This window comes from Psychrobacter sp. UBA6766 (genome assembly GCF_002453355.1).
Classification (GTDB): Bacteria; Pseudomonadota; Gammaproteobacteria; order Pseudomonadales; family Moraxellaceae; genus Psychrobacter.
Genome location: NZ_DKGQ01000043.1, coordinates 1 through 22,968 on the forward strand (window position 1 = coordinate 1; position 22,968 = coordinate 22,968).

The following is a 22,968-nucleotide window of genomic DNA, read 5'->3' on the forward strand; positions in this document are numbered from 1 at the left end:
TACTTTTGCAAGAGGTCTAATACAAGTCATTTAATATAAGCCAATAAAGCTCTGTTCGTAAGTATTATATAAACTAAAGCGGTATATAATCACTCCTTTAATCAATCACAGCAGTCATATAGTTTCAGTTGTATTATTCATAACATTCATTTAAAATATATCTTAAGCCATATCTTCTAACTTTGACTATAAGAAGTCTGCTATGCAATCAATTAATCTACCTAGCAAACCACCAAGTTCGCCGCATCCCATTCTCAATTTGAGCTTCCGAATATTTTTTAGTGCAGGGGCGCTATTTGCCATGATTACCATGGCATTATGGGCGTTTGTCTTTACTGGACATACGGATATCGATGCGCAAACATTGAATCCGCTGTATTGGCATGGTCATGAAATGATTTATGGTTATGCATTGGCGATTGTGGCAGGCTTTTTATTGACTGCGGTCAAGACTTGGACAGGCGTTATGATGCCGTATGGCTATAAGCTGCTCGGTATTTTTATGTGTTGGTTGCTGGCGCGTTTGGGCTGGGTGGCTTTTGGCCTCGGTATCACGGTTGCTGGCAGTAGCGTAGCGTTACTTTATGCCGCTGCGATATTTGACTTATTATTTGTCGGCTCAATGGCGTTTGTCATTTTCCGCGCCGTATTGCAAGTTAAGCAATATAAGCAGATGGGAATTTTGGCCAAGCTTGCGCTCCTGACACTTGGTAATGCCTTGTGCTATTGGGGTATTATCAGCGCCAATATGAATCTAACGAAAACAGGCGTCTATTTAGGCTTTTATTTGATTATCGGTCTGGTATTGACCATTGGTCGCCGCGTGGTGCCGTTCTTTATTGAGCGTGGTTTGAGTGTTCCAAATGCTAAAGGCGAGACACAAAAGGTGACGGTGCGTAATAATAAAGCGCAGGATATCGCAAGTTTGCTCTTCTTCTTTGCCTTTTTTATCGTCGATTTGTTTTATCCCAATAAATACTTACTGACCATCAGTGCGCTTGGGGTAGCAGTGGTCAATATCGTCCGTTTGGTGGGTTGGTATCATCGCGGTATTTGGCAAAAACCACTGCTATGGTCGTTATTTCTCGCATTTTTAGGGATGTGCGTAAGTTTTGTGTTATACGCACTGCAGCCTTGGATTGGCTACAATCATAGTATTGCTGTCCATGGGTTATCAATCTCTGGTGTGGGCATGATGACAGTGGCAATGATGGCTCGTGTATCGCTCGGTCATACGGGGCGCAGTATCCATCAACCGCCTAAAATCGTCAATGCGATATTCGTGCTTATGGTACTGGCGTTCGTCAGCCGAGTATTTTTACCTTTGGTCGATATGAGCCATTATTTGTTATGGATTATGGTGGGTCAAAGCGCTTGGATCGCTTGTTTTGCGCTATTCTGCATCAGTTATTTACCGATACTAGCCCGCCCACGACCAGATGGTTTATTTGGTTAATAAGGATTGGAAACAGCTAAAATTAAAACGATGCAGAAATCCAATTTGCTTAAAAAGAAGCTTAAATTATAAAGTTATTTAAAATGCAAAGTTAATATTCACATCAAACCGGGGAGCGCAAAAAATGCGACTGACCAACTATAGTGATTACGCGCTGCGCTCATTAATATATTTGGCGATTAAGCCTGAGCCGCATCGATTGGCGAATATTAGTGATATTGCCGATAGTTATCACATCTCTAAAAGTCACTTAACCAAAATCATTCACCAGCTTGGGCAACTCGGTTATATCGATAGCGTTCGCGGTAAAAATGGCGGTATTCGCTTAGCATGTGCACCAAAAGACATCAATTTGGGTGTGTTAATTAAAAAAATTGAGCCAGATTTTAATTTGGTAGAATGCTTTTCGACCGATTTATTGGTTACTCCCAAACCTGACGGTGATAGCGGTGTTAATGCTGATAGTCCTGTTAATAATAATGACGATAAAGCAGTTTCCAAAGACTTGTCCTTAACGCTTATCGATGAAGAGGCAAGTATGAGGGTTAAGTCAGGCTGTATCATTAGCCCTGTTTGTCAGTTAGAGCAGGTATTCTTTGAAGCGCTGACCGCTTTTATCAACGTCCTTGAGGGTTATACGTTAGCCGATATTATCAGTAATGAGTCAGAATTAGCGGAGTTATTGTTTTATAGAAATAGCCTAATTAGTGTTATTGAATAAAATAAAAATTATCACTTAAAGTGAAGCTTATATCGTCAATTTAACATAGAAAAGCTGCTTTGCTAATCATAGCGAGGCAGCTTTTTTTATTGTTGATTTTCAAATCGTTTAAGCGTTTTCAAGCTTGGGACGAGCCTTGTCAATGGCTTTTAATATGGCTTTTTCAAACTCGCCGTCTTTAAACTTAACCAAATAAGAATGTGCAGCGCAAAAGTTACGAACGTCGCGCCACTCGTGGGCTAGGTTGGTTGCCCAATCGCAATACTGTTTGCCAGCATCAGATTCATCTTTTAGCGCTTTTTTGGTCGTCGGGTGCAGTAACAGTTCAGGCAGTAGCACTTCTAGTAATTTGGTTGGCGGGCTCATAAAAGTGTCATCGACGTGCAAGCTTTTACTAGCAGGATGAAATGCTAATAGTGATCCTGCATGAATCATTTCATTGGGCGAGATATAGTAAATGCCCTCCGACATAGAAAATTTTAGCTCAGGGTAACGCTCAGCGACCGCCTCGCTTTCGACCAAATCGTCTGCCCATTGAACGTCAGGAATTTTTTTATGATGACGGCGACTGCCATAAAAAGTCGCTTGTGGGAAGTCTTTTGCCATTTGCTTACAGTGTACGGTATGAAAGGGATGGACATTGAGAACGGCTTCGACATCTTGCCCATTATTGGTTAATGCCATAACCGTATCACGTACGTCACCCGTTAGCTTGTAGCTGTCCAAAAAAATAAAACGCCCTGAAGCTAATTTTATAAGTGAGCATTGGGTGCCTATGTTGAGAACACCGCCTAAGCGAAACGCGCCGCGAATATTCCAAAACCCTGCACCCAAATCATGTATCTTATCGGTCATTATATTTTCCTTAATTGTTATTTTTTCGTTTTTTATTGTTGGAGATGGCAATAAATAATGCATGCTTTTAATTATGGTTTTTTAAGCTTGCAAAGTCTGTAAGGGAATAGAAATAAGCGCTATAAATGTGTAAGTTTAAAAAAGATAAGTTAGAAAGTCCTTTATACGCAGTTTTTATAGTCATAAGCCAATATACGAGGGCTATTGACATAGTTCTCATTGTTGCATAAAAATTTATCAAAGCGTCTATCATCATTAAGGTAGCGGTACATCCAAGCAATACCCGGTTTACTCAACAATATCTCATTAAAGCGATAACTTAAACAAAAATGATAGCTGCGGTAATAGTGCTGTCGGGAACACAGTTTGACGTAAAAGCTGTCATCTTTGGTTCATTTATGACTAATTTTTTAATTGCTAGTTTTTCAATTGAATGTTCTTGTTCTGATGCGACCGCTGCGACACTCATAGAAAAAATCAGTATTGCTGTTGTGATAATTGGTCTTAAATGAAAAGAAATACTTGGCATGATAGATAGTCTGTTATATGTGGGTCTCTTATATCGGGTCAAATATTCTATTGCTGATATCCTACTGCTAAAGAAGGGGCGAGAAGGCACATAGAGCAAAAGATAAAACAATAGTGGACAGTAACCTACTCGCTGTCAAAATATGAATCACCTATACAGTGTTAAGGTTAATAGCAATTAAGAAGTTTAAGCATAAGCGCTTCAACAATAAGCGCTTTATAGACAACTGCTGTAATGAAACGGCTTTTATAAAATCATGCATGAATAACACACCGAAACCTGAGTCTGGTAGTTGATGTGATAAAATTATTAATCACGTATCGTTTTATCATCATTCCTAAATTTTATTGCGATGATAACTTAAGATGCGATCGCCCCTTTTCTATCACCCATGCGCCATTTAGTCCGAGCTAGCACAAGCTAAAAAGCGTCTAATATAGTCAGTACTATTTTGAATAATAATATAAATAACAGTATAGATAACGATATCAATGGCAATGCCAATGCCAAGGACAGCAGCGGCATCAGCCGCCGTATTCAAACGCCCAAGCAGCCACTATCATTTGATGCACCTTCATGGGTTTTAAAGCTGACAATCGGCTTGATTGGGATGTTTGCTTTTTTGCAGGTCTATTCTATTCAAGCTATTTTGCCCGTATTGATGATGGATTTGTCGGCAACTGAGGTGCAAGCTGGCATGATCGTGGGTGCTACCATATTAGCGATTGCCATCATGTCACCGTTTTTGGGAATGCTTTCAGATGCAGTAGGCCGAAAATCCTTTATCGTCGGTGCGTTATTGTTTTTAGCGATTCCCACGGCTTTAATCGCCCAAAGTCCCAATATTGGCTGGATGGGCATGTGGCGATTTATGCAGGGTTTGTCTGTTCCCGGAATTACGGTGGTAACGATTGCTTATATTGGTGAAGAGTTTGAAGGTCGCGCGGTCACTGAGCTGATGTCGTTTTATGTATCGGGCTCGGTACTTGGCGGCTTTATGGGACGTTTTTTACTTGGACATTTGCATGAGCTTATTGGCTGGCGCGCCGGTTATTACGTGATGGCAGCGATGACACTTTTAGGGGCGCTATGGGTGGGTAAAATGCTGCCAGCGTCACGGCACTTTGTCGCCAATCCCAATTTTCGCTCAGCGATACAGACCCTTGGTGAGCATTTGGTCAACCGCTATGTTGTCACCTCCTGCTTGCTCGGTGCTTGCGTGTTGTTTTCGTTGGTCGGCTGTTTTACCTTTATCAATTTGCATTTGGCCGATACACCTTATGAATTAAGCACAGGAGCGCTTGCCAATATCTTTGCCGTGTATCTGATTGGCGTTGTCATCACGCCATTATCGACGACGTTGCTGCGCCGCTTTGGTTCAGCGCGAACGGTTCGGGTAGCAATTATGATATCGATGCTTGGTGTGCTCTTGACGCTCGTCACGCCACTTTGGGGCGTGGTACTCGGGCTTGCCGTTATGTCAACTGGCGTATTTATCACCCAAGCTGCGACCATCAGCTATATCGCGGTCCATGTTAATAAAGGCCGCTCATTGGCGTCTGGCTTATATTACATGGGCTATTACACTGGCGGGACGATGGGCGCGTGGATATGCGGCATCGCTTATGCGCGTGGTCAGTGGTCGCTGACCGTTTGGTTACTGTTGTTTGTGCAAGTGCTGGCATTATTAGTGGCTAGCATTGGCATGATTAAAACCAAACCGATTTCTACCTAAATAGGTAGGCTGTAACACAAGGCAGCAAGTAGTAAAACAACTATTCTCGAATACTGAGTCTTGCGAAGCTTACGTGTGCCATCTTTACACAATGAGGATTTTTTCCTACTATCAATAGGTTGTTAATAAACATAGAGCAAACAAGGAAAATTTATACCAGTAGCACACCCTAAAACCTATACTCTTTTTATTTATGATTTACTATATGAATAGCAGTCAATAGAAAACCATTCATGTCACTTAGAAATATGACAAACAAGGAAGTCGAATTTATGTCAAACATTTACCATAGTGCACCGTCCGCTTACGATTTTCCATTAATCGTTAAGCAATTATTAAACCGTGCCAAGACAGTATCGTTAGAGCAAGAAATCGTTTATGCCGATAAAAAACGCTTCACTTATAAAGAATTGTTTGGGCGTATCAATCGCTTAGCCAACGTCTTAGCCGATTTAAATCTTGCTGCTGGTGATGTGATTGCGGTCATGGACTGGGACAGTCATCGCTACTTGGAATCTTACTTTGCAGTACCGATGTCAGAGTACATTTTGCAAACCGTCAATATCCGTCTGTCACCGGAAAAAATCCTTTATACCATCAATCACGCTAAGCCAAAAGTATTACTGCTTAACTCTGAGTTTGCGCCTTTAGTAAAAGATTATCAGTTTGAAAACTCAAGTATTGAGCATATTATTTGGCTTGATGATAATGGAGCGTCGTATGAAGGCGTCTTTGGCGGAAATCAAAACCGTGTCATCGGTGAGTACGAAGCATTATTAGCGGCTGCAGATAGCGATTTTGATTTCCCCGATTTTGATGAAAACACCATTGCCACGACCTTTTACACCTCAGGAACAACAGGTGATCCAAAGGGTGTGTTCTTTAGCCATCGTCAACTGGTCTTACACAGCCTAACGGAAGCGGCGACCTTGGGCATGTTGCCAAATAAGCAAGGTGTTAGCTATGGCGATGTTTATATGCCAATGACGCCGATGTTCCACGTTCATGCATGGGGATTTCCGTTTACCGCAACCATGGTTGGCCTAAAGCAAGTGTATCCCGGACGTTACGCACCTGATGTGTTAATGGATTTAATTATTAATGAAAAAGTCAGTATTACCCACTGCGTTCCAACGATTTTACAAATGGTGCTTAAAGAAGCGCAAGAGCGCGATGCCAGCTTTAATGGTTTAAAAATGATTATCGGGGGCTCCAAACTGACCGAAGGCTTGGCAAAAGCGGCACTGGCGCAAGATATTGAAGTTTATACTGGCTATGGTATGTCAGAGACAGCGCCACTGATTAGCTTGACAGAATTTAGTCTCGATGAGCCTGAGATGTCTGAAGAAGAGGATATTGCTCGCCGCTGTATGACCGGCAAGCCTGTGCTGATGGTCGATGCGCAAATATGGAATACCAATAATGAGCCTGTGGGAACGGGCAAGGATAATACGGGCGAGTTGGTATTGCGTGCGCCATGGTTGACGCAGAGCTATCTGAAAAATGACGATGCCGGTAAAGAGCTGTGGGAAAATGGCTATATGCATACCCAAGATATCGCCTATATGCGTCCCGATGGTTATATTAAGATTACCGATCGCCTAAAAGACGTCATCAAATCAGGCGGCGAGTGGATATCGTCGTTAGAGATTGAGACCATTTTATCCTTGCATCCTGCGGTCGCTGACGTGTCCGTGATAGGCATTCGTGATAAGCAATGGGGCGAGCGTCCCTTAGCACTGATTGTACTCAAACCTGATTGCCAAGACACTAGCGCTGATGACATCAAAGCCATTGCTGAAAAAGCGGTAGAGCGGGGAATTATTCCTAAATACGGCGTGCCAAGTCAGTTTAAGTTTGTCGATGAATTGCCAAAAACCTCTGTCGGTAAACACGATAAAAAAGTCATGCGTGAGATGTATGATGGTCAGACTAACGCATAATTGATAAGGCACTGAATAAATATGCTAGGCAAAATATCGAGGTGCTAATACGCTTAATAGTTGACCTTTATCGTCCGCTCTGCTACATTTTAAACCGATACATAACGTATCGGTTTTTTGATTCTGGCAGGGAAAGCCAGTTTTATATTGTGATAATATTCAATAAGAGCGTATATTATAAAATCGTATCTTATACAATCGCTTCTTATAAAAACTTACAGCATTACCCATCGTTTACGCTAAGGACAGCCATTATGAACGAGCAAGCTAACTTTCAAACCAATAATCAAAGCAGCAATCAAGCTGTGAATAAAAATAATAATCAAAATCACAACCCATTTTTCAGCCAAAACTCCCAGTCTTCATCTGATAGCAGTCAAACCTTTGCCGATATTTATCAGTCCTCAATAAATAATCGCGAACAGTTTTGGGCACAGCAAGCCAAGCGTATTTATTGGCATAAAGAGCCTGAGCAAATTCTTGATGACAGCAATTTGCCGTTTGCCAAATGGTTTGTCGGCGGAGAAACCAATCTGTGTTATAACTGCGTCGATCGACATCTTGAAGAACGTGCCGAGCAAGATGCCTTTATTTGGCTATCCTCAGAAATTAATCAAGAATTAATCGAAACCTATCCCACGGTGGCTGATGCCTTTAAAGACTTGGGCAATAGCGTTGAGTTTTATACAGACTATACCAAACGCCGTCTGACTTATAATGACCTGTATAAAGAAGTCAATTATTTTGCTGACGTATTACAGCGTCACGGCGTTGGTAAGGGCGATCGCGTTATCATTTATATGCCGATGATTTTGGAAGCGGCCTATGCCATGCTTGCTTGCGCACGTATCGGCGCTGTGCATTCGGTGGTATTTGGTGGCTTTGCGGCGCACAACTTGGCCATTCGTATGGATGATGCTGAGGCAAAAATGGTCATCACGGTCGATGCTGGGCTTCGCGGTGGCAAGGTGGTGAATTATAAAAGCCTCGTTAATCAAGGCGTTGAGCAGGCAACGGTTAAGCCCGAGCATGTGCTAGTGGTCAATCGCGGTGTGTTGCCATTTCAGCCGCAAGATATCGATGTGGATTATGCGACCCAGCGCCGAATCAGTTGCGAGGCCAATGCCATTGTCGAGCCAGTTTGGCTAGAGTCCAATGCCCCATCTTATTTGCTTTATACCTCAGGCACGACCGGTACACCAAAAGGCGTTCAGCGTGATACGGGCGGTCATGCCGTGGCGTTAACGACTTCGATGGACTATATCTACGACGGCCAAGCGGGTGAGACGTTTTGGGCCATATCTGATATTGGCTGGGCAGTTGGGCACTCTTACACCATTTATGCACCATTGCTGGCAGGCATGACCAGTGTTATGTATGAGGGCTTGCCGCATCGACCAAACCCAGGAATCTGGTGGCGGATTGTGGAAGCCAATAAAGTTAACATTTTATTTACCGCACCAACGGGTGTGCGAATGCTTAAAAAACAAGACGAGACATGGATGACGCGTTACGATGTCTCTAGCCTAAAGTCGTTCTTTTTGGCAGGCGAGCCACTTGATGAATCAACAGCCGATTGGTTGGCCAAGCATTTGGGCGTACCGATTTTAGATCATTATTGGCAAACAGAAACTGGCTGGCCAATTTTAAGTAATACGCCGAAATTTAACCACAAACCCCATAAACAAGGCTCACCTGGTTATCCAATGTACGGCTATGACGCGCACGTGATAAATGAAGAAACAGGCGAACCTTGTAAAGCGGGTGAAAAAGGTCTACTTGCCATCAATTCGCCGTTACCGCCTGGCTGTCTGACCACCGTATGGCGAAATGACGAGCGTTTTTTAAGTAGTTACTTTGGCCTTTCTAATGGCAAGCAGTACTCGACATCCGATTATGCCGTCGTTGATGAAGATGGCTATTTTCATATTCTTGGTCGTACCGATGATGTCATCAACGTTGCGGGTCATAGACTTGGCACGCAAGAAATAGAAGAGGCAATCAGCGTGCATCCGGAAGTGGCAGAGTGTGCGGTAGTCGGTATTCAAGATGAGCTAAAAGGCGAGCTGCCGATTGCGTTTTGTGTGTTAAAAGATCATGAGCAAGTGGCAACGACTGAAAATCGTTTTCGCCTTGAGCAACAAGTTATTGGTGCGGTGGTAAAATCCTTGGGCGGTATCGCTCGTCCAGCAGCGATTTATTTCCCGCAAGCCTTGCCAAAGACCCGCTCTGGTAAAATCCTGCGCCGTGCCATTCGCGCTTTAGCAGAAAATAAACCGACCGGCGATATGTCGACCTTGGACAATCCAACCGCAATCGATGCCGTCAAGCAATCTATGAAAGATTATTAAGCAAATTTTATAGTGGTGTTGATTTTAAAAGCTCATGAAATCTCATGGGCTTTTTTATTGGCCTTAATCGCTTGAGTAAATCAATAAATGACTAATGCAGTCGCGCTAACTTTGTTAAAACAATCACAAAGCGCTTGACCCTAAAATTGATTTATTGCTATAGTCAATAATGATACAAAACAAATCATTTTAAAATTACATTTAACCCATAAAAACTTATAGTTTTTTATTCCTTTTATGAATTTTAGGACACCATTAAATGGTGACCCAGCAAACAAGATAAGGATATCTTATGCACCACGTTCAGCAGCTCATCAATGGTCAATTTGTTGACTCTAATACCAGTGAATGGATCGATATTACTGATCCTGCTACGCAAGAAGTCATTGCGAAAGTCCCTCAAACCACTGACGATGAAATCAATCAGGCTGTCGCAGCCGCTCAGGCCGCTTTTCAAACTTGGCGCAAAACGCCCATTACCACACGCGCCCGTATCTTTTTGAAGTATCAAGAACTGATTCGTGAGCATATGGATGAGCTGGCAGAAATCCTAACAGCAGAGCAGGGCAAAACCATTGCTGATGCGCGCGGTGATGTGTTTCGTGGATTAGAAGTGGTCGAGCACGCTGCTGGCATTGCCAATTTACAAATTGGCGACTTTGTTGAAAACGTTGCGACAGGTGTCGACACTTATAGTATTTGGCAGCCACTTGGTGTCTGTGCAGGTATTACCCCATTTAACTTCCCAGCGATGATTCCACTGTGGATGTTCCCAATGGCGATTGCTACGGGTAATACTTTTATTCTAAAACCCTCCGAGCAAGACCCTATGGTTACCATGCGTTTAGTGGAACTTGCTGTGGAAGCGGGTGTTCCAGAAGGCGTGCTCAACGTCGTGCACGGCGGCAAAGCTACGGTTGATGCTATTTGTGATCACCCAGATATCAAAGCGGTATCATTTGTTGGTTCGACCGCTGTTGGTAAGCATGTCTACGAGCGCGCCAGTCAATCAGGAAAGCGTGCTCAGTGTATGATGGGCGCTAAAAACCATGGCGTTATCCTACCTGATGCCAATAAAGAGCAAACGCTTAATCAGCTAGCAGGTGCTGCATTTGGTGCAGCAGGTCAGCGCTGTATGGCGTTGTCTGTTGTGGTACTGGTCGGTGCTGCAGGGGAGTGGATTGATGATATTAAAGCCAAAGCAGAAGGCTTAGTGGTCTCGGCAGGTAAACACGATAAAGATTTGGGGCCACTCATCTCCCCTGCTGCAAAAGCACGCGTTGAGCATTTGATTGGTACAGGAGTCGAAGAGGGCGCAAGTTTGCTTCTTGATGGTCGCGGAATTACGGTTAACGGCTATGAACAGGGTAACTTCGTAGGACCGACTATCTTTGATAATGTCACAAGCGACATGCAAATTTATAAAGAAGAAATCTTTGGTCCTGTCTTATGTATCATGCGCGCAGACAGTTTGGATGAAGCGATTGAGCTGCTTAATGCCAATCCTCATGGTAATGGTACGGCCATCTTTACCCAGTCAGGCGCTGCTGCGCATAAGTTCCAGCAAGATATCCAAGTCGGTCAAATCGGTATTAACTTGCCAATTCCTGTGCCACTACCAATGTTCTCATTCTCAGGCTCACGCGCCAGTAAGCTTGGCGACCTTGGTCCTTATGGAAAACAGGCTGTTCAGTTTTATACCCAAACTAAGACCGTTACGGCGCGCTGGTTTGACGATGAAGCCAGTCGCAGTGTTAATACGACTATTTCGATATAATGGTGAATTATTGATATTTATGCTATAGCGATATTGCCGCTTAATAGATTTGTAGTATGGTTAACACGATTCTATGACTGCTATATCGCTAGAGTGCTTAAAAACGATTAAGATAACCGCATTAAGCCAATATTTATCAGTCTTCATTCACCATATATGCTACGTGTGCACAAGGATGACCTTATGGATTTTTCATTAACCGATGACCAGATTGCCTTTCGCCAAACAGCCAGACAGTTTGCGCAAAAAGAGCTAAAACCAAACGCCGCCGAGTGGGATCGAACCTCACACTTTCCCGTTGATGTCATTAAAAAAACTGGTGAGCTTGGTTTTTTGGGGCTGTATACCAACCCAAAATATGAGGGCTTAGGACTACCGCGATTAGACTCGGCGATGGTGTTTGAAGAGCTGGCCTGGGGTGATACCGCCGTTGCTGCCTATATGAGCATTCATAACATGGCAGGCTGGATGATTGGCGAACATGGCAGCGACGCACTTTGTAAAAAATATCTGCCCAATATGGTCAGTGGTGAATGGCTCGGCAGCTATTGCTTGACCGAACCCAATGCTGGCTCTGATGCGGCCTCACTGCGTACTAAAGCTGATAAGCAAGGCGAGTACTATGTGCTTAATGGTGAGAAGACCTTTATCTCAGGGGCAGGCTCAACCGATGTATTAGTGGTTATGGCTCGGACGGGCGCTGCAGGTCCTAAAGGTATCTCAGCATTCGTTGTTGATGCCGACAGTGCGGGTATCGAATATGGTAAAAACGAGCATAAAATGGGCTGGAAAGCGCAGCCAACGCGAACGATTAGTTTTAAAGATGTCAAAGTTCCAGTAGGAAATCTCATCGGCGAGGAAGGCCAAGGTTTTCGTATTGCGATGAAGGGTTTAGATGGTGGCCGTATCAATATCGGGATTTGTGCAGTTGGTACGGCCCAGTCAGCGCTAGAAACCGCCACCAATTACGTACAAGAGCGTAGTCAGTTCGGAAGTCCAATTGCTAGCTTACAGTCGGTACAGTTTAAACTTGCTGATATGCTGACTCAAACGATTACCGCACGGCAAATGCTATATCTAGCAGCAAATAAAGTCGATAACAGTGACTCGCAAGCCTCTACCTATTGCGCAATGGCAAAGCGCCTCTCTACTGACCTTTGTTTTGACGTAGCAAATGAGGCTTTACAACTGCACGGTGGTTACGGCTATCTCAATGAGTATCCGCTTGAGCGCCATGTCCGTGATTTACGGGTGCATCAGATTTTAGAAGGCACCAATGAAATCATGCGGGTGATTGTCTCACGTCAGCTGATGCAGGACGATGCACTAAGTAAACTGCGTTAAATTTGCTAGAAAATTGTCGTAATTTGATAAGAATAAAGGATTATTTATGACGGATTATATCAATTTAGACCTATCGATTGACGGTCATGTCGCTACTGTGACTTTGAATAACCCACCAGCTCATACCTGGACGATGGAGAGTTTGCCCGCTTTAAAGCAGCTAGTCACTGACCTAAATGCCAATGATGATGTTTACGCGTTAATTATTCATGGTGATGGCGAAAAGTTCTTTTCAGCAGGGGCAGATTTAAATAATTTTGCCGATGGAGATAAAGGTCGCGCCATTAGTATGGCAATTGCGTTTGGCGAAGCATTTGAAGCATTGTCAGCGTATCGCGGTGTCAGTATTGCAGTCATCAATGGCTATGCGATGGGCGGTGGTCTTGAGTGCGCGCTGGCTTGCGATATTCGCATTGCAGAAGCGCATGCGCAAATGGCACTGCCTGAGACGGGCGTCGGCTTATTACCATGCGCTGGTGGAACGCAAAATTTAACAGCTTTAGTTGGTGAAGGCTGGGCCAAGCGAATAATATTGTGCGGTGAGCGCGTCGATGCGGATACAGCCTTGCGTATTGGCTTGGTCGAAGAAATCACGGCAAAAGGTGGCGGTTTACTAGCAGCACAAGCACTAGCACAAAAAGTCGCTAAGCAATCGCCAGTTGCCGTCAGTTACTCTAAACAACTTATCCAAGCCGCGAGAAACACCCCACCTGCGCAAAACCTTATTCATGAGCGTGAAGCTTTTGTTAAATTGTTTGACACCAAAGATCAGCGCGAAGGCGTTCAAGCGTTCTTAGAAAAGCGTCAACCCACTTGGCAAAATAAATAAAACGAGCTTTGGTTTTATAAAATGAGCTTTAGTTCTGATACTTTTTCCTTTTGATTTTGTAGGTTTCTTTTTATGACGGTAAATATGACAGAGATAGAAGAAAACGCTCAAGAAGCGCCAGTATTGTTTGAAACTGAGCCGACAGACTGCGGTCATTTAATCGGAGTTATGACGTTAAACACTCCTAAATCTCTTAATGCGCTTAGCGTTGAGATGTGTCAATTATTATCACAGCAGCTAGAGCAATGGCAAAATGATGATCAGATAGTGGCATTGGTGTTAAAGGGCGCGGGCGACAAGGCGTTTTGTGCGGGGGGTGATATCCGTAAGTTGTATGACAGTATGTCAACGACTGCACCGATACCAAATCCATATGCGACAGAATTTTTTGGTCATGAATATCGTCTTTATCGGCAAATGCATTTTTACCCTAAACCTCTCATACTTTGGGGCGACGGTATTATCATGGGTGGCGGAATGGGATTGATGGCAGGCTGTAGTCACCGATTGGTCACTGAGCGCACTCGCTTTGCCATGCCTGAGATTACCATTGGTTTATTCCCTGATGCTTCTGGCAGTTGGTTTTTACAGCGAATGCCTGCCAAAATGGGATTGTTCTTAGGGTTAACGGGTGCCATGTGTAATGGCAATGATGCTTTATTGGCCAATCTTGCTGAATATGCGGCTGCCAGTAGCGATTATGACGCTATTATTCAACGTTTAAAACAGAGTAATTGGCAAGTGGCAGCTAATAATAATACAGAGAAATATCATAATGACAGCGCTCATAGTATCGTCAGTCGAGCATTGGCAGCGCAACCAGTCGCCGATTTACCTGATAGTAAGTTAGCGATCTATTGGCATCCTATTCAGCAACTAATGAATAGCGGCAGCTTAGAAGATATCGATGCCATACTACAAAGTGATGAAGCACTTGCGCAGCTTGATGCTGATTTTGCAGCAGACAGTTGGACGCAGCGTGCTGTTGCCACTTACCGTCATGGCTGTCCAGTAACCGCAGCTTTAACCCATGCACTTTATTATAAAGTCGCCGACTTATCGTTAGAGCAAATCTTATATTTAGAGACCAATGTGGCAGTACACTGCGCGGCCAATCCTGACTTTAAAGAAGGCGTTCGGGCGCTACTGATTGATAAAGACCGTAATCCGCAATGGTCGCGCTCATTAGCAGACTGTCTCAGCGCTGATGGTCAAGCGTATATTCATCAACACTTTACCAATCCTTATGCTAAAGATGAGCATCCATTAGGCGATTGGCTAGGTGAAGATGCTTTAGGCAATCAACTTGTGCGTTAAAGGTTGATTGACGGTTTCAGCATAAGTCTTGGATAAGAATAAAACCACACAAATCAAATGCTATAGCATGCATGCTTAATAAACAATCATCAAGGAGTGATGAGATGGCTACAAAAGAGATTAACAATACGGATAACGAGAACAATAAACCACATATTGCTTTTATTGGCCTTGGAAATATGGGCGCGCCAATGGCGGAGAATTTATTAAAGGCAGGGTATAGGCTATCGGTTTATGATTTGTCTGCAGAGGCAAATGAGCGTTTACAGCAGTCAGGTGCTCGCGTTGCTAATAGTCCCAAAGATGCGGCAAGCAATGCTCAAGTCGTTATCAGTATGTTGCCAGCAGGCAAGCACGTTCATTCTGTTTATTTAGGAGAAAATGGCGCAAATGGTTTGCTTGCGGCGCTACCAAAAGGCACATTGGTTATTGATAGCAGTACCATCGCAGCGGCAGATGCAAGATTGGTGGCAGAAGCAGCTAGCAAACTTGGCATCGACTTCCTCGACGCCCCAGTCTCTGGTGGTACTGGCGGCGCTATCGCAGGTAGTTTAACTTTTATTGTCGGCGGCGACTCAGAGGCGTTTGCTAAAGCGGAGCCGATACTTGAAGTCATGGGCAAAAACATCTTCCACGCAGGCGATCATGGCGCAGGGCAGGTGGCAAAAATCTGTAATAATATGCTTTTAGGTATTCTGATGGCTGGAACGGCAGAAGCAATTAATTTAGGTGTCAAAAACGGTCTCGACCCCAAAGTGCTATCTGACATTATGCTACAAAGCTCAGGGCGTAACTGGACGCTAGAAGTTTATAACCCTTATCCGCAAGTGCTAGAAAACGTTCCATCTAGCAATGGTTATAAAGGCGGATTTATGAGTAAGCTTATGCAAAAAGATCTCAATCTTGCGATGCAAACGGCTCAGGATACGCAGGTTGAAACGCCAATGGGTGCTAAAGCGGCGGAACTTTATGAAGCCCATGCGCTAGAAAATGGCGATAGAGATTTCTCTAGTATTATAGGGCGACATGACAGCTCGCTATTGTCTTAACCAACGGCGGTAAAAATAAAAAGGTCTTCGCCATTATCGTATATCGTAGCAAAGACCTTTTTTAAATTTTGATATTTTACAGCGCTCAATAACCTATTTATCAATATCTAGCTAAAGGGGATATAGCTAAAGAGGCGATATTAAAAAGCGCTATACCTTTTAATCTAACTTTGCAAGTCATAGACAAGTGACTGGATATCTTGCGCAGCCTTTTGTAATCTAGGTACATGCGTCAATAACTCATCTAATGAGACGCGAATAGTTGGCGCATGAATATATAGCGATGCCAAATAACGAGACTTTTTATCCAGAACAGGTACCGATACTGCAACCATCTCAGAGATAAACTCTTCATTATCGATACCAACGCCAGTAGCCGCGATATGATCCAGCTCAGCATTCAGTTCATCAATATCGGTAATAGTGTTTTTGGTGAATTTGTCTAATGGTAACCCTTGCAATATCTTAGCGCGGCTAGAAGTGGATAGTTGGCTCAAATACAACTTACCTGTCGCGGTACACCACATCGGTGACTTTGCGCCTACGGGCAGATAAATCTGAATAGGCAGCGTCGTTTGTGCCCGATTGGTATAAATCATATTCATCTGATAAGGCACACCAATACCGCAGGTTTCTTTGATCTCATCGACCAAATTTTGCAGAATCATTTGCCGCTCATTAAAGAACAGTCGCTGCTGCCAGAGCTCGACGCTCAGATTACGCACCCGCTTACCAGGAATAATACCGCCGCCTATATCAACGGTAACGAACCCTTCATCGACCAAGTTTTGAATCAATCGATGAATGGTAGGTTTCGGAATATCAAGCTCTTGCGACAGCTCAAGTGGAGAGAGAGGTTTTGAAGCATAAGATACGGCTTCGATAATCTCTAACACACGGGTAATCGACGATACTTTTGGCATATAAATGGCTCAATAAGAATGATAAGGATAAAACGCAACGTAAGACAATTTTTAAATTATGCAGCAAAATTCATAAATTTAAAAACTTCAAATAAACCTACTATTTGATCTAATTTAGCATAATATTGCGCTCAAACAAGCTTATATATCATTATACCCAAACAATATATTTGTCTATTTATAATTGAGATAATATCTCTAATTCCTCCCTCATCTCGGTTTCTAGGCAATATAGGATACGTTAATTCACAAATCACAACAAACTGTAGTAATAAGCTCTATAACTGTAATTGAGTTAAGCGTCAGGGTAAGTCATTATACTTGACATGTTTTGTAATACCTTTACATGAGCGTTAAGCAATTCAATATTCATGTTCTGACTATTCAGTTGCTTTGAGAGTATTGTGTAACAGGAAACCGAAGTTTTGCAGGTTGGTGTAGCAAATATTACAATATCTATGCAATCTTTACATAACGGCAAATAAAAAGCGCATTCATGGGGGTGACTTTTTAAGCCAAAATTGTTTTAATCTGCTCAACAAAATGGTTGTTTATAAAAAAGTTAAATTATCATTTTTTTACGGGCGAGTTATTTCACACTTTAGGAGAGTATTTATGAAACTTATTAAATTGACGGCAATTTCTGCTGCTGTTTTAGCATCTACTGCGGCATTGGCAGCTGAACCAGTTATCGTAGTTGATGACAATGATGCAGTTGTATACGAAGCTGAGCCAGTCGCTGTTGCTTATCAAGCAGAGCCTGCTTATGCATACAATGCAGATGCTGGGGTGGTACGTAATACTGCTGGTGCGCTTACTGGTGGCACTAAGACTTTCTTCCAAACCGTCACTCATCCAGCGGCTATCAGCGCTGAAGTAGGTACCTTAGGTTATGGCGCTAACATTGGTTGGGGCCTTAACGAAAAAACTGAATTACAAGCTGGTTGGGCAGGTGGCGACGTTGCTGACTTATTCGGCGGTGACTTCGATGCAAATGACATTAACTATGACGTAGATACAGATTTTAGCAACCCGTACCTAGGTGTACAGTTACGTCCTGCAGCCAACTGGTTCACAGTAGGTGCTGGTATCATCGTTCCTGACAACGATATCGACGTTCGTGCGAATTCTGAAGGTGACGGCTACTATAGTATTGATGGTGATAGATACTATACAGGTCAAGCTCCTGTAGATGCGCCGGATGTTGCTGGTGAATACGTCGGTAACTTAGAAGGTAGTATCGAGCATCGTAACAAGCTAGCACCTTACTTAACTGTTGGTTTCCGTCCTAATATCACTAATAACTTCGGTGTATTTGGCGAACTTGGTGCAGCTTACATGGGTAAAGTTGACGCAAAAATCAACCGTACCGACGATAATCCAAACTCTGCTGCAAACATCGTTGCTGATCGTGCAGAAAGAGATCTAGAAGATAAAAGCTGGTTAGAGTGGATGCCAATTGTTAAACTTGGTGCAACTTACCGCTTCTAAGCTAATGAAAGTTTAGAACTGTTACTAGACAGCCAAGCATAAAAAAACGATCCTAAAAAGGGTCGTTTTTTTTGTCTAAAAAAAATCATCGCTGTTTTTTAAATGAAATATTTTCTAATAAACAATAACAGTTTGTTGGAAGAATAAGAGAGCGATATGATAATTGCTTGTAGTATCATTAATAACAATTAATGATGTCTTCTCGTTGTTGCGATTTACTAAATCTGTAATGAGATAGGAATAATCCATTCCCAGACCTTGCGCAAGCTTATATTGATGTATTTTTATAACACTCTCTTTTATCTGCCACAGCAGTTTAGCGGCACTATTTCGCTCAATAGTTGACAGTGTTTGCAGGATAGCAATTTCATTAGTATGGTAAAAGCGTTGTGCCACTTGCCATGCAACGTTATTGGCTTCTATGTCGATGCCTGCTGGACGGTGAGCGCTGATGACGACTGCGACTTTATCATTTAAATCATTAGAGAGTTTTTCATTTTTACGCTGAGTAGCAATCATCTTGCTATGAGTGCTTTTGTTATGAGCGCCTGTATGGCTAAAACACACATAATACTGGCTGTTAACAAGACGATAGGGAAAACTGGAATCATCCAAATTATCGATAATATCTAGCTTGTTTAATAAGGATTTTAATAATAATCGCACGCCAGCGCGTTGCTGTTGCCGCTGATAGCGAGCTATTTCGCGTTCGGAAAGAGAAGAGGTAGGAATGCGATAATGCCATTGCATACGGCAAAATTTTTCAGAGCCAATATCTGGTAAGTCTACAACAGATAACCATCGTGAGTGGCCTAATAGAGTAGGAGAGTTTAGATGGCCAGGCGCCGTTACTTGGGCCGTCGCACACCATGTCATATCGTCAAGTTGAGTGTATTGAATATTATGTAAGTTTAAGGACGGCATAGTTTAGTTATAGTGTATTAATAGAAGACAAGAAGCCCAACAATAGATTGATGGGCTTCTTTATGCTACTGCTAATAAAGTCTTCTTAAATATTATTAGTAAGACAATTCAGCACGGCGGTTTTGTGCATAAGCATCTTCAGTTGTACCGGCGACAGCGGGGCGCTCTTCGCCGTAGCTGATGATACGGACGTTGTTTACTGCGACACCTTGAGATGCAAGATAATCACGAGCAGCTTGGGCACGGCGCTCTCCTAATGCCATGTTATACTCGCGGCTACCACGCTCATCAGTATGACCTGCGATAACGACACCAGCGTTTGGATTTGAGCTTAGTAGGCTAGCATGCTGGTTTAATACACTGGCAGCTTCTGAGGTGATTTCACTACTATCAAAAGCAAAGTAAACCACGGCTTGTAGGTTTTCTGCACCAGTGATCACAGCATTTGAATTGTCCACGATAACCGCGCCGTTATAACCAACTTGACCACCTGGAATACCTAATGGGGCAACAACCACTTCTGAAGTTGCGCGTTTGTTAGCACAACCTGACGCCAATACTACCGCGCTTGATAATACCGCTAGAGCAGCGATTTTTGCAAAACTGGTTGACATATGAGCTCCTAAAAATTTTATTAATTTTAATAACATTTGTTGTTTTTAAACTGCTTTCGGTAAGACTGAGGCAATTACTATCTATCATATACTAAATGTTAATTTATGTAAGTAGTATTACTGTAAATAGTTCGAGAGTTCACCTATAGATATGTAACGTTCGAGTCGAAATTTTGGCGTCAACGTTTGGGGTTCATATAATCACAGATTATAAAACTGAGCTAGTAACAGTTTAATTTATTTAAATCCATTTTATGTCTCGTAGTACTTGAAATTTGGGCGTTTAAGTCAATGTAGTTAACTGTCTTGAAAAGTTTCTTCATAATGAAAATTGTGCTCGTTGATGGCGTGCTTTAAAATAATTGGCGAGATATTTAAATCATAAACAATAATAGGAACCTCCATGTCCACCACTGAAATTGCTGCTCAAATTATCAATCCTGAAATGCCCGATGTGCCGCCGCATGCCCCGAGTAAAATTCACTTAAAAGACTATAAACCGCCAAGTTTCGATGTCGAAGCCGTTGATTTGGATATTAAACTATTTGATGATCATGCCATTATAGATAGTACTTTAGTGATGCAGCGTCAGGCTGCGGGGGATTTGGTGTTATATGGCGAAGCGCTTGAGCTGTTAACTATTAAGCTTAACGACGAGCCGCTTGCCAGTGAGTGCTATACACAAGAAGATGGCAAATTAATCATTACCGATGCGCCAGAACATACTAGATTACAGCTACAAGTTTGCATTCATCCGCAGACCAATACCGCGCTTGAAGGCTTATATATTGCGGGCAGTGGTGAAGATACTATGTTTGTCACTCAGTGTGAGCCTGAGGGCTTTCGCAAGATTACCTTTTATCCAGACCGCCCGGATGTGCTGGCGAGATTTACCACGCGTCTTGAAGCGGACAAGCGTTTTCCAACGCTATTGAGTAATGGTAATTTGCTAGAAGCTGGGGAAGTTGCAGGTAAACCTGAACGTCATTATGCGATTTGGCAGGATCCGACTAATAAGCCAAGCTACTTGTTTGCTTGTGTTATTGCCGATTTAGAGGTATTGACTGATAGCTATACCACGAGCGAAGGATGCGAGGTTCTGCTTGAGCTATACGCGAAGGCTGAAGATATCGATAAATGTGAAGTCGGTATGCAAGCGCTAAAAGACTCTATGCATTGGGACGAGGTCAATTATGGTCGCGCTTATGATTTAGACCGTTATATGATTGTTGCCGTCAGTCAGTTTAATATGGGCGCGATGGAAAACAAGGGTTTAAATATTTTTAATACCGCTTGTGTGCTATCTAGTCCTGAGACAACGACCGATGCGCGTAGCTTTAGTGTCAAATCCATCATTGCTCATGAATACTTTCATAACTGGACCGGCAATCGCATCACGTGCCGCGATTGGTTTCAGCTGTGCCTAAAAGAAGGCTTTACCGTTTACCGTGATCAATCGTTTTCAGCCGACCAACAATCAAGTGCGGTGCAGCGTATCGATGATGTGGCGACCTTACGCGCTCATCAGTTTGCTGAAGATGCAGGACCTCTTGCGCATCCTGTTCGTCCTGAAAGTTTCGTTGAAATTAATAATTTCTATACGACGACAGTTTATGAGAAAGGCGCTGAAATTGTCCGTATGATTGCCAATACTTTGGGACCTGTTAATTTCCGTAAAGGTACAGATGAGTATTTTCGCCGTTATGATGGTCAAGCCGTGACGGTTGAGGATTTTTTGTCTGCACTTAGTATTACTGATAGCAAGATTGAAGACTTTATTGACTGGTATCGTCAGCCAGGAACGCCAGTGGTATCGGGTCATCAAGACTATGACAGTAAAACACAAACGCTGACCATTACTTTGAGTCAAAAAACGCGCCATGTTTCAGGATTTGATGTACCGAAGCCTCTGCCGATTCCAGTGGCGACTGCGCTATTTGATAAAGAATCGGGCGACATCGTCGCTGAGCGTATGTTGCTGCTGGATCAAGCCACGCAAACCTTTACCTTTGAGAATGTAGCAAGTGAGCCAGTTGTATCATTGCTACGAGATTTTAGTGCGCCCGTTCAGCTCAATTATGATTATCAAGATGAAGATTTGGCATTTTTACTCAAATATGAAGCCAATGGTTTTAACCGCTGGCAAGTAGCCCAAATGTTGGTCAATCGCATTTTACTGCCATCTCAAGGCGCAAAAAGTAGTCCAGAAGTCTATCTGCAAGCCCTAGCGCAGACGTTACCTGAGCTGGCTACTACCGATGCGATGTTGGCCGCACGTTTACTTGATATCCCGTCTGCATCGGAGCTGGCAGCTGCCATTGATAAAGACTACGATCCAGAGTTGGTAAAGGCGCAGCGCGAAGGTTTGTATCAACACCTAGCAGAGGCGTTAAAAGCGCAGTGGTCTGAGCTTTATAAACAGTTACCTATGCAGGGTTATGAAGACAGTGCTGATGCTCGTGGCAAGCGTGCCTTACGTAATGTGGTATTAGATATGGCACTGACTGCGAATGTTGCTGGTGCAGCAGAATGGGCACAGCAGCAATATGATAATGCCAGCTGTATGACAGAGCGTTTTGGCGCGTTAAAGGTGATAGTCAATCATCAATTGGTATGCGCTGATGCATGTTTAGCAGACTTCTATAAGCGTTTCGAAAATGATGATTTGGTCATTGATTTATGGTTTAGTGTGCAAGCGTCTGCGGATAATGTCAGTACCGATACTATCCAGTCCTTACTTGAGCATGCCGATTTTGACTGGAATACGCCTAACCGTGTACGCTCGGTGATTAGTGCGTTTACCTCGCAGCCAACGGTATTATGGACAGCAGAAGGGCTAGGTATTTATACAGCTGTAATTAAAAGGTTGGATGAGACCAATCCTGTCTTGGCATCGCGCTTATTACAAGTACTGGCCCGTTGGAATACTTTGGTTGAACCGCGTCGTCAAATGGCGCATGAGCAATTGCTTGAACTGCAAAAGCAGGTCTCTTCTAAGCATGTACTGGAGAGCTTAAACAGTGTATTAGACGCGGTAAATGAAGGAGCAGTAAGCGCGTAAAACGCCATGCTTTATAAGTTGATGTTATAAGTTGTTTTTTATAAATGCA

General features: G+C 43.1%; 17 protein-coding genes. 12 read left to right on the forward strand and 5 right to left on the reverse strand.

The genetic code is table 11. The features are described from left to right. Positions 1-202 precede the first annotated feature (202 nt). Positions 203-1,456 carry an NnrS family protein gene (locus tag B4K26_RS09915; protein ID WP_296245254.1) on the forward strand — a complete coding sequence of 418 codons (1,254 nt, stop codon included), beginning with the start codon at positions 203-205 and terminating at the stop codon, positions 1,454-1,456. A gap of 124 nt (positions 1,457-1,580) precedes the next feature. Further along, on the forward strand, positions 1,581-2,177 hold the full coding sequence (locus B4K26_RS09920) for an Rrf2 family transcriptional regulator (protein ID WP_296245255.1): 597 nt from the start codon (positions 1,581-1,583) through the stop codon (positions 2,175-2,177). Positions 2,178-2,285: 108 nt separating this feature from the next. Here B4K26_RS09920 and B4K26_RS09925 read toward each other — a convergent pair whose 3' ends face one another. After that, on the reverse strand, positions 2,286-3,032 hold the full coding sequence (locus B4K26_RS09925) for a hypothetical protein (protein WP_296245256.1): 747 nt from the start codon (positions 3,030-3,032) through the stop codon (positions 2,286-2,288). Positions 3,033-3,351: 319 nt separating this feature from the next. After that, on the reverse strand, positions 3,352-3,561 hold the full coding sequence (locus tag B4K26_RS09930; RefSeq protein ID WP_296245258.1) for a hypothetical protein: 210 nt from the start codon (positions 3,559-3,561) through the stop codon (positions 3,352-3,354). A gap of 589 nt (positions 3,562-4,150) precedes the next feature. Between B4K26_RS09930 and B4K26_RS09935 the strand changes: the two genes are divergently transcribed. The 8 genes from B4K26_RS09935 (at position 4,151) to mmsB (ending at position 15,906) form a co-directional block, all read left to right on the forward strand. Then, complete coding sequence (locus B4K26_RS09935) at positions 4,151-5,296, forward strand: MFS transporter (RefSeq protein WP_296245335.1); 1,146 nt, start codon at positions 4,151-4,153, stop codon at positions 5,294-5,296. Between the two features lie 272 nt (positions 5,297-5,568). Further along, positions 5,569-7,239, forward strand: a complete 1,671-nt coding sequence (locus tag B4K26_RS09940) for a fatty acid--CoA ligase (RefSeq protein ID WP_296245260.1) — start codon at positions 5,569-5,571, stop codon at positions 7,237-7,239. A 254-nt stretch (positions 7,240-7,493) separates the two neighbouring features. After that, complete coding sequence (locus B4K26_RS09945) at positions 7,494-9,590, forward strand: propionate--CoA ligase (protein ID WP_296245262.1); 2,097 nt, start codon at positions 7,494-7,496, stop codon at positions 9,588-9,590. Between the two features lie 292 nt (positions 9,591-9,882). Further along, on the forward strand, positions 9,883-11,367 hold the full coding sequence (locus B4K26_RS09950; protein ID WP_296245264.1) for a CoA-acylating methylmalonate-semialdehyde dehydrogenase: 1,485 nt from the start codon (positions 9,883-9,885) through the stop codon (positions 11,365-11,367). 183 nt (positions 11,368-11,550) lie between these two features. Beyond that, entirely contained in the window at positions 11,551-12,711 is a 1,161-nt protein-coding gene (locus B4K26_RS09955; protein WP_296245265.1) for an acyl-CoA dehydrogenase family protein, read from the forward strand. Between the two features lie 46 nt (positions 12,712-12,757). Further along, a complete protein-coding gene (locus B4K26_RS09960; RefSeq protein WP_296245267.1) occupies positions 12,758-13,540 on the forward strand; it encodes an enoyl-CoA hydratase in 783 nt (260 codons plus the stop codon). Between the two features lie 72 nt (positions 13,541-13,612). After that, positions 13,613-14,857 (forward strand): enoyl-CoA hydratase/isomerase family protein, encoded by a 1,245-nt coding sequence (locus B4K26_RS09965; protein WP_296245268.1) that lies wholly within the window; start codon positions 13,613-13,615, stop codon positions 14,855-14,857. Positions 14,858-14,961: 104 nt separating this feature from the next. Next, entirely contained in the window at positions 14,962-15,906 is a 945-nt protein-coding gene (mmsB, locus tag B4K26_RS09970; RefSeq protein WP_296245270.1) for a 3-hydroxyisobutyrate dehydrogenase, read from the forward strand. Positions 15,907-16,070: 164 nt separating this feature from the next. Here the strand turns inward: mmsB and B4K26_RS09975 are convergent, their stop codons facing one another. Then, the gene (locus tag B4K26_RS09975; RefSeq protein ID WP_296245271.1) at positions 16,071-16,829 is read right to left on the reverse strand and encodes an IclR family transcriptional regulator; all 759 of its coding nucleotides are present in this window, start codon (positions 16,827-16,829) and stop codon (positions 16,071-16,073) included. Between the two features lie 615 nt (positions 16,830-17,444). Here B4K26_RS09975 and B4K26_RS09980 point away from each other — a divergent pair. Further along, complete coding sequence (locus tag B4K26_RS09980; protein WP_296245272.1) at positions 17,445-18,320, forward strand: hypothetical protein; 876 nt, start codon at positions 17,445-17,447, stop codon at positions 18,318-18,320. A gap of 114 nt (positions 18,321-18,434) precedes the next feature. Here B4K26_RS09980 and B4K26_RS09985 read toward each other — a convergent pair whose 3' ends face one another. Next, complete coding sequence (locus B4K26_RS09985) at positions 18,435-19,196, reverse strand: 4'-phosphopantetheinyl transferase family protein (RefSeq protein WP_296245274.1); 762 nt, start codon at positions 19,194-19,196, stop codon at positions 18,435-18,437. A 143-nt stretch (positions 19,197-19,339) separates the two neighbouring features. Further along, positions 19,340-19,858 (reverse strand): peptidoglycan-associated lipoprotein Pal, encoded by a 519-nt coding sequence (gene pal, locus B4K26_RS09990; RefSeq protein WP_296245275.1) that lies wholly within the window; start codon positions 19,856-19,858, stop codon positions 19,340-19,342. A 445-nt stretch (positions 19,859-20,303) separates the two neighbouring features. On the opposite strand from pal, the gene pepN reads away from it, so the two are divergent. After that, on the forward strand, positions 20,304-22,919 hold the full coding sequence (gene pepN, locus B4K26_RS09995; protein ID WP_296245337.1) for an aminopeptidase N: 2,616 nt from the start codon (positions 20,304-20,306) through the stop codon (positions 22,917-22,919). The last annotated feature ends 49 nt before the right edge of the window (positions 22,920-22,968 follow it).

What these genes read in the sequence shown, in the direction of transcription:
- B4K26_RS09915 (WP_296245254.1), top strand. Translation starts at nt 203, where the DNA reads ATGCAATCAATTAATCTACCTAGCAAACCACCAAGTTCGCCGCATCCC.
- B4K26_RS09920 (WP_296245255.1), top strand. Translation starts at nt 1,581, where the DNA reads ATGCGACTGACCAACTATAGTGATTACGCGCTGCGCTCATTAATATAT.
- B4K26_RS09925 (WP_296245256.1), bottom strand. Translation starts at nt 3,032, where the DNA reads ATGACCGATAAGATACATGATTTGGGTGCAGGGTTTTGGAATATTCGC.
- B4K26_RS09930 (WP_296245258.1), bottom strand. Translation starts at nt 3,561, where the DNA reads ATGCCAAGTATTTCTTTTCATTTAAGACCAATTATCACAACAGCAATA.
- B4K26_RS09940 (WP_296245260.1), top strand. Translation starts at nt 5,569, where the DNA reads ATGTCAAACATTTACCATAGTGCACCGTCCGCTTACGATTTTCCATTA.
- B4K26_RS09945 (WP_296245262.1), top strand. Translation starts at nt 7,494, where the DNA reads ATGAACGAGCAAGCTAACTTTCAAACCAATAATCAAAGCAGCAATCAA.
- B4K26_RS09950 (WP_296245264.1), top strand. Translation starts at nt 9,883, where the DNA reads ATGCACCACGTTCAGCAGCTCATCAATGGTCAATTTGTTGACTCTAAT.
- B4K26_RS09955 (WP_296245265.1), top strand. Translation starts at nt 11,551, where the DNA reads ATGGATTTTTCATTAACCGATGACCAGATTGCCTTTCGCCAAACAGCC.
- B4K26_RS09960 (WP_296245267.1), top strand. Translation starts at nt 12,758, where the DNA reads ATGACGGATTATATCAATTTAGACCTATCGATTGACGGTCATGTCGCT.
- B4K26_RS09965 (WP_296245268.1), top strand. Translation starts at nt 13,613, where the DNA reads ATGACGGTAAATATGACAGAGATAGAAGAAAACGCTCAAGAAGCGCCA.
- mmsB (WP_296245270.1), top strand. Translation starts at nt 14,962, where the DNA reads ATGGCTACAAAAGAGATTAACAATACGGATAACGAGAACAATAAACCA.
- B4K26_RS09975 (WP_296245271.1), bottom strand. Translation starts at nt 16,829, where the DNA reads ATGCCAAAAGTATCGTCGATTACCCGTGTGTTAGAGATTATCGAAGCC.
- B4K26_RS09980 (WP_296245272.1), top strand. Translation starts at nt 17,445, where the DNA reads ATGAAACTTATTAAATTGACGGCAATTTCTGCTGCTGTTTTAGCATCT.
- B4K26_RS09985 (WP_296245274.1), bottom strand. Translation starts at nt 19,196, where the DNA reads ATGACATGGTGTGCGACGGCCCAAGTAACGGCGCCTGGCCATCTAAAC.
- pal (WP_296245275.1), bottom strand. Translation starts at nt 19,858, where the DNA reads ATGTCAACCAGTTTTGCAAAAATCGCTGCTCTAGCGGTATTATCAAGC.
- pepN (WP_296245337.1), top strand. Translation starts at nt 20,304, where the DNA reads ATGCCCGATGTGCCGCCGCATGCCCCGAGTAAAATTCACTTAAAAGAC.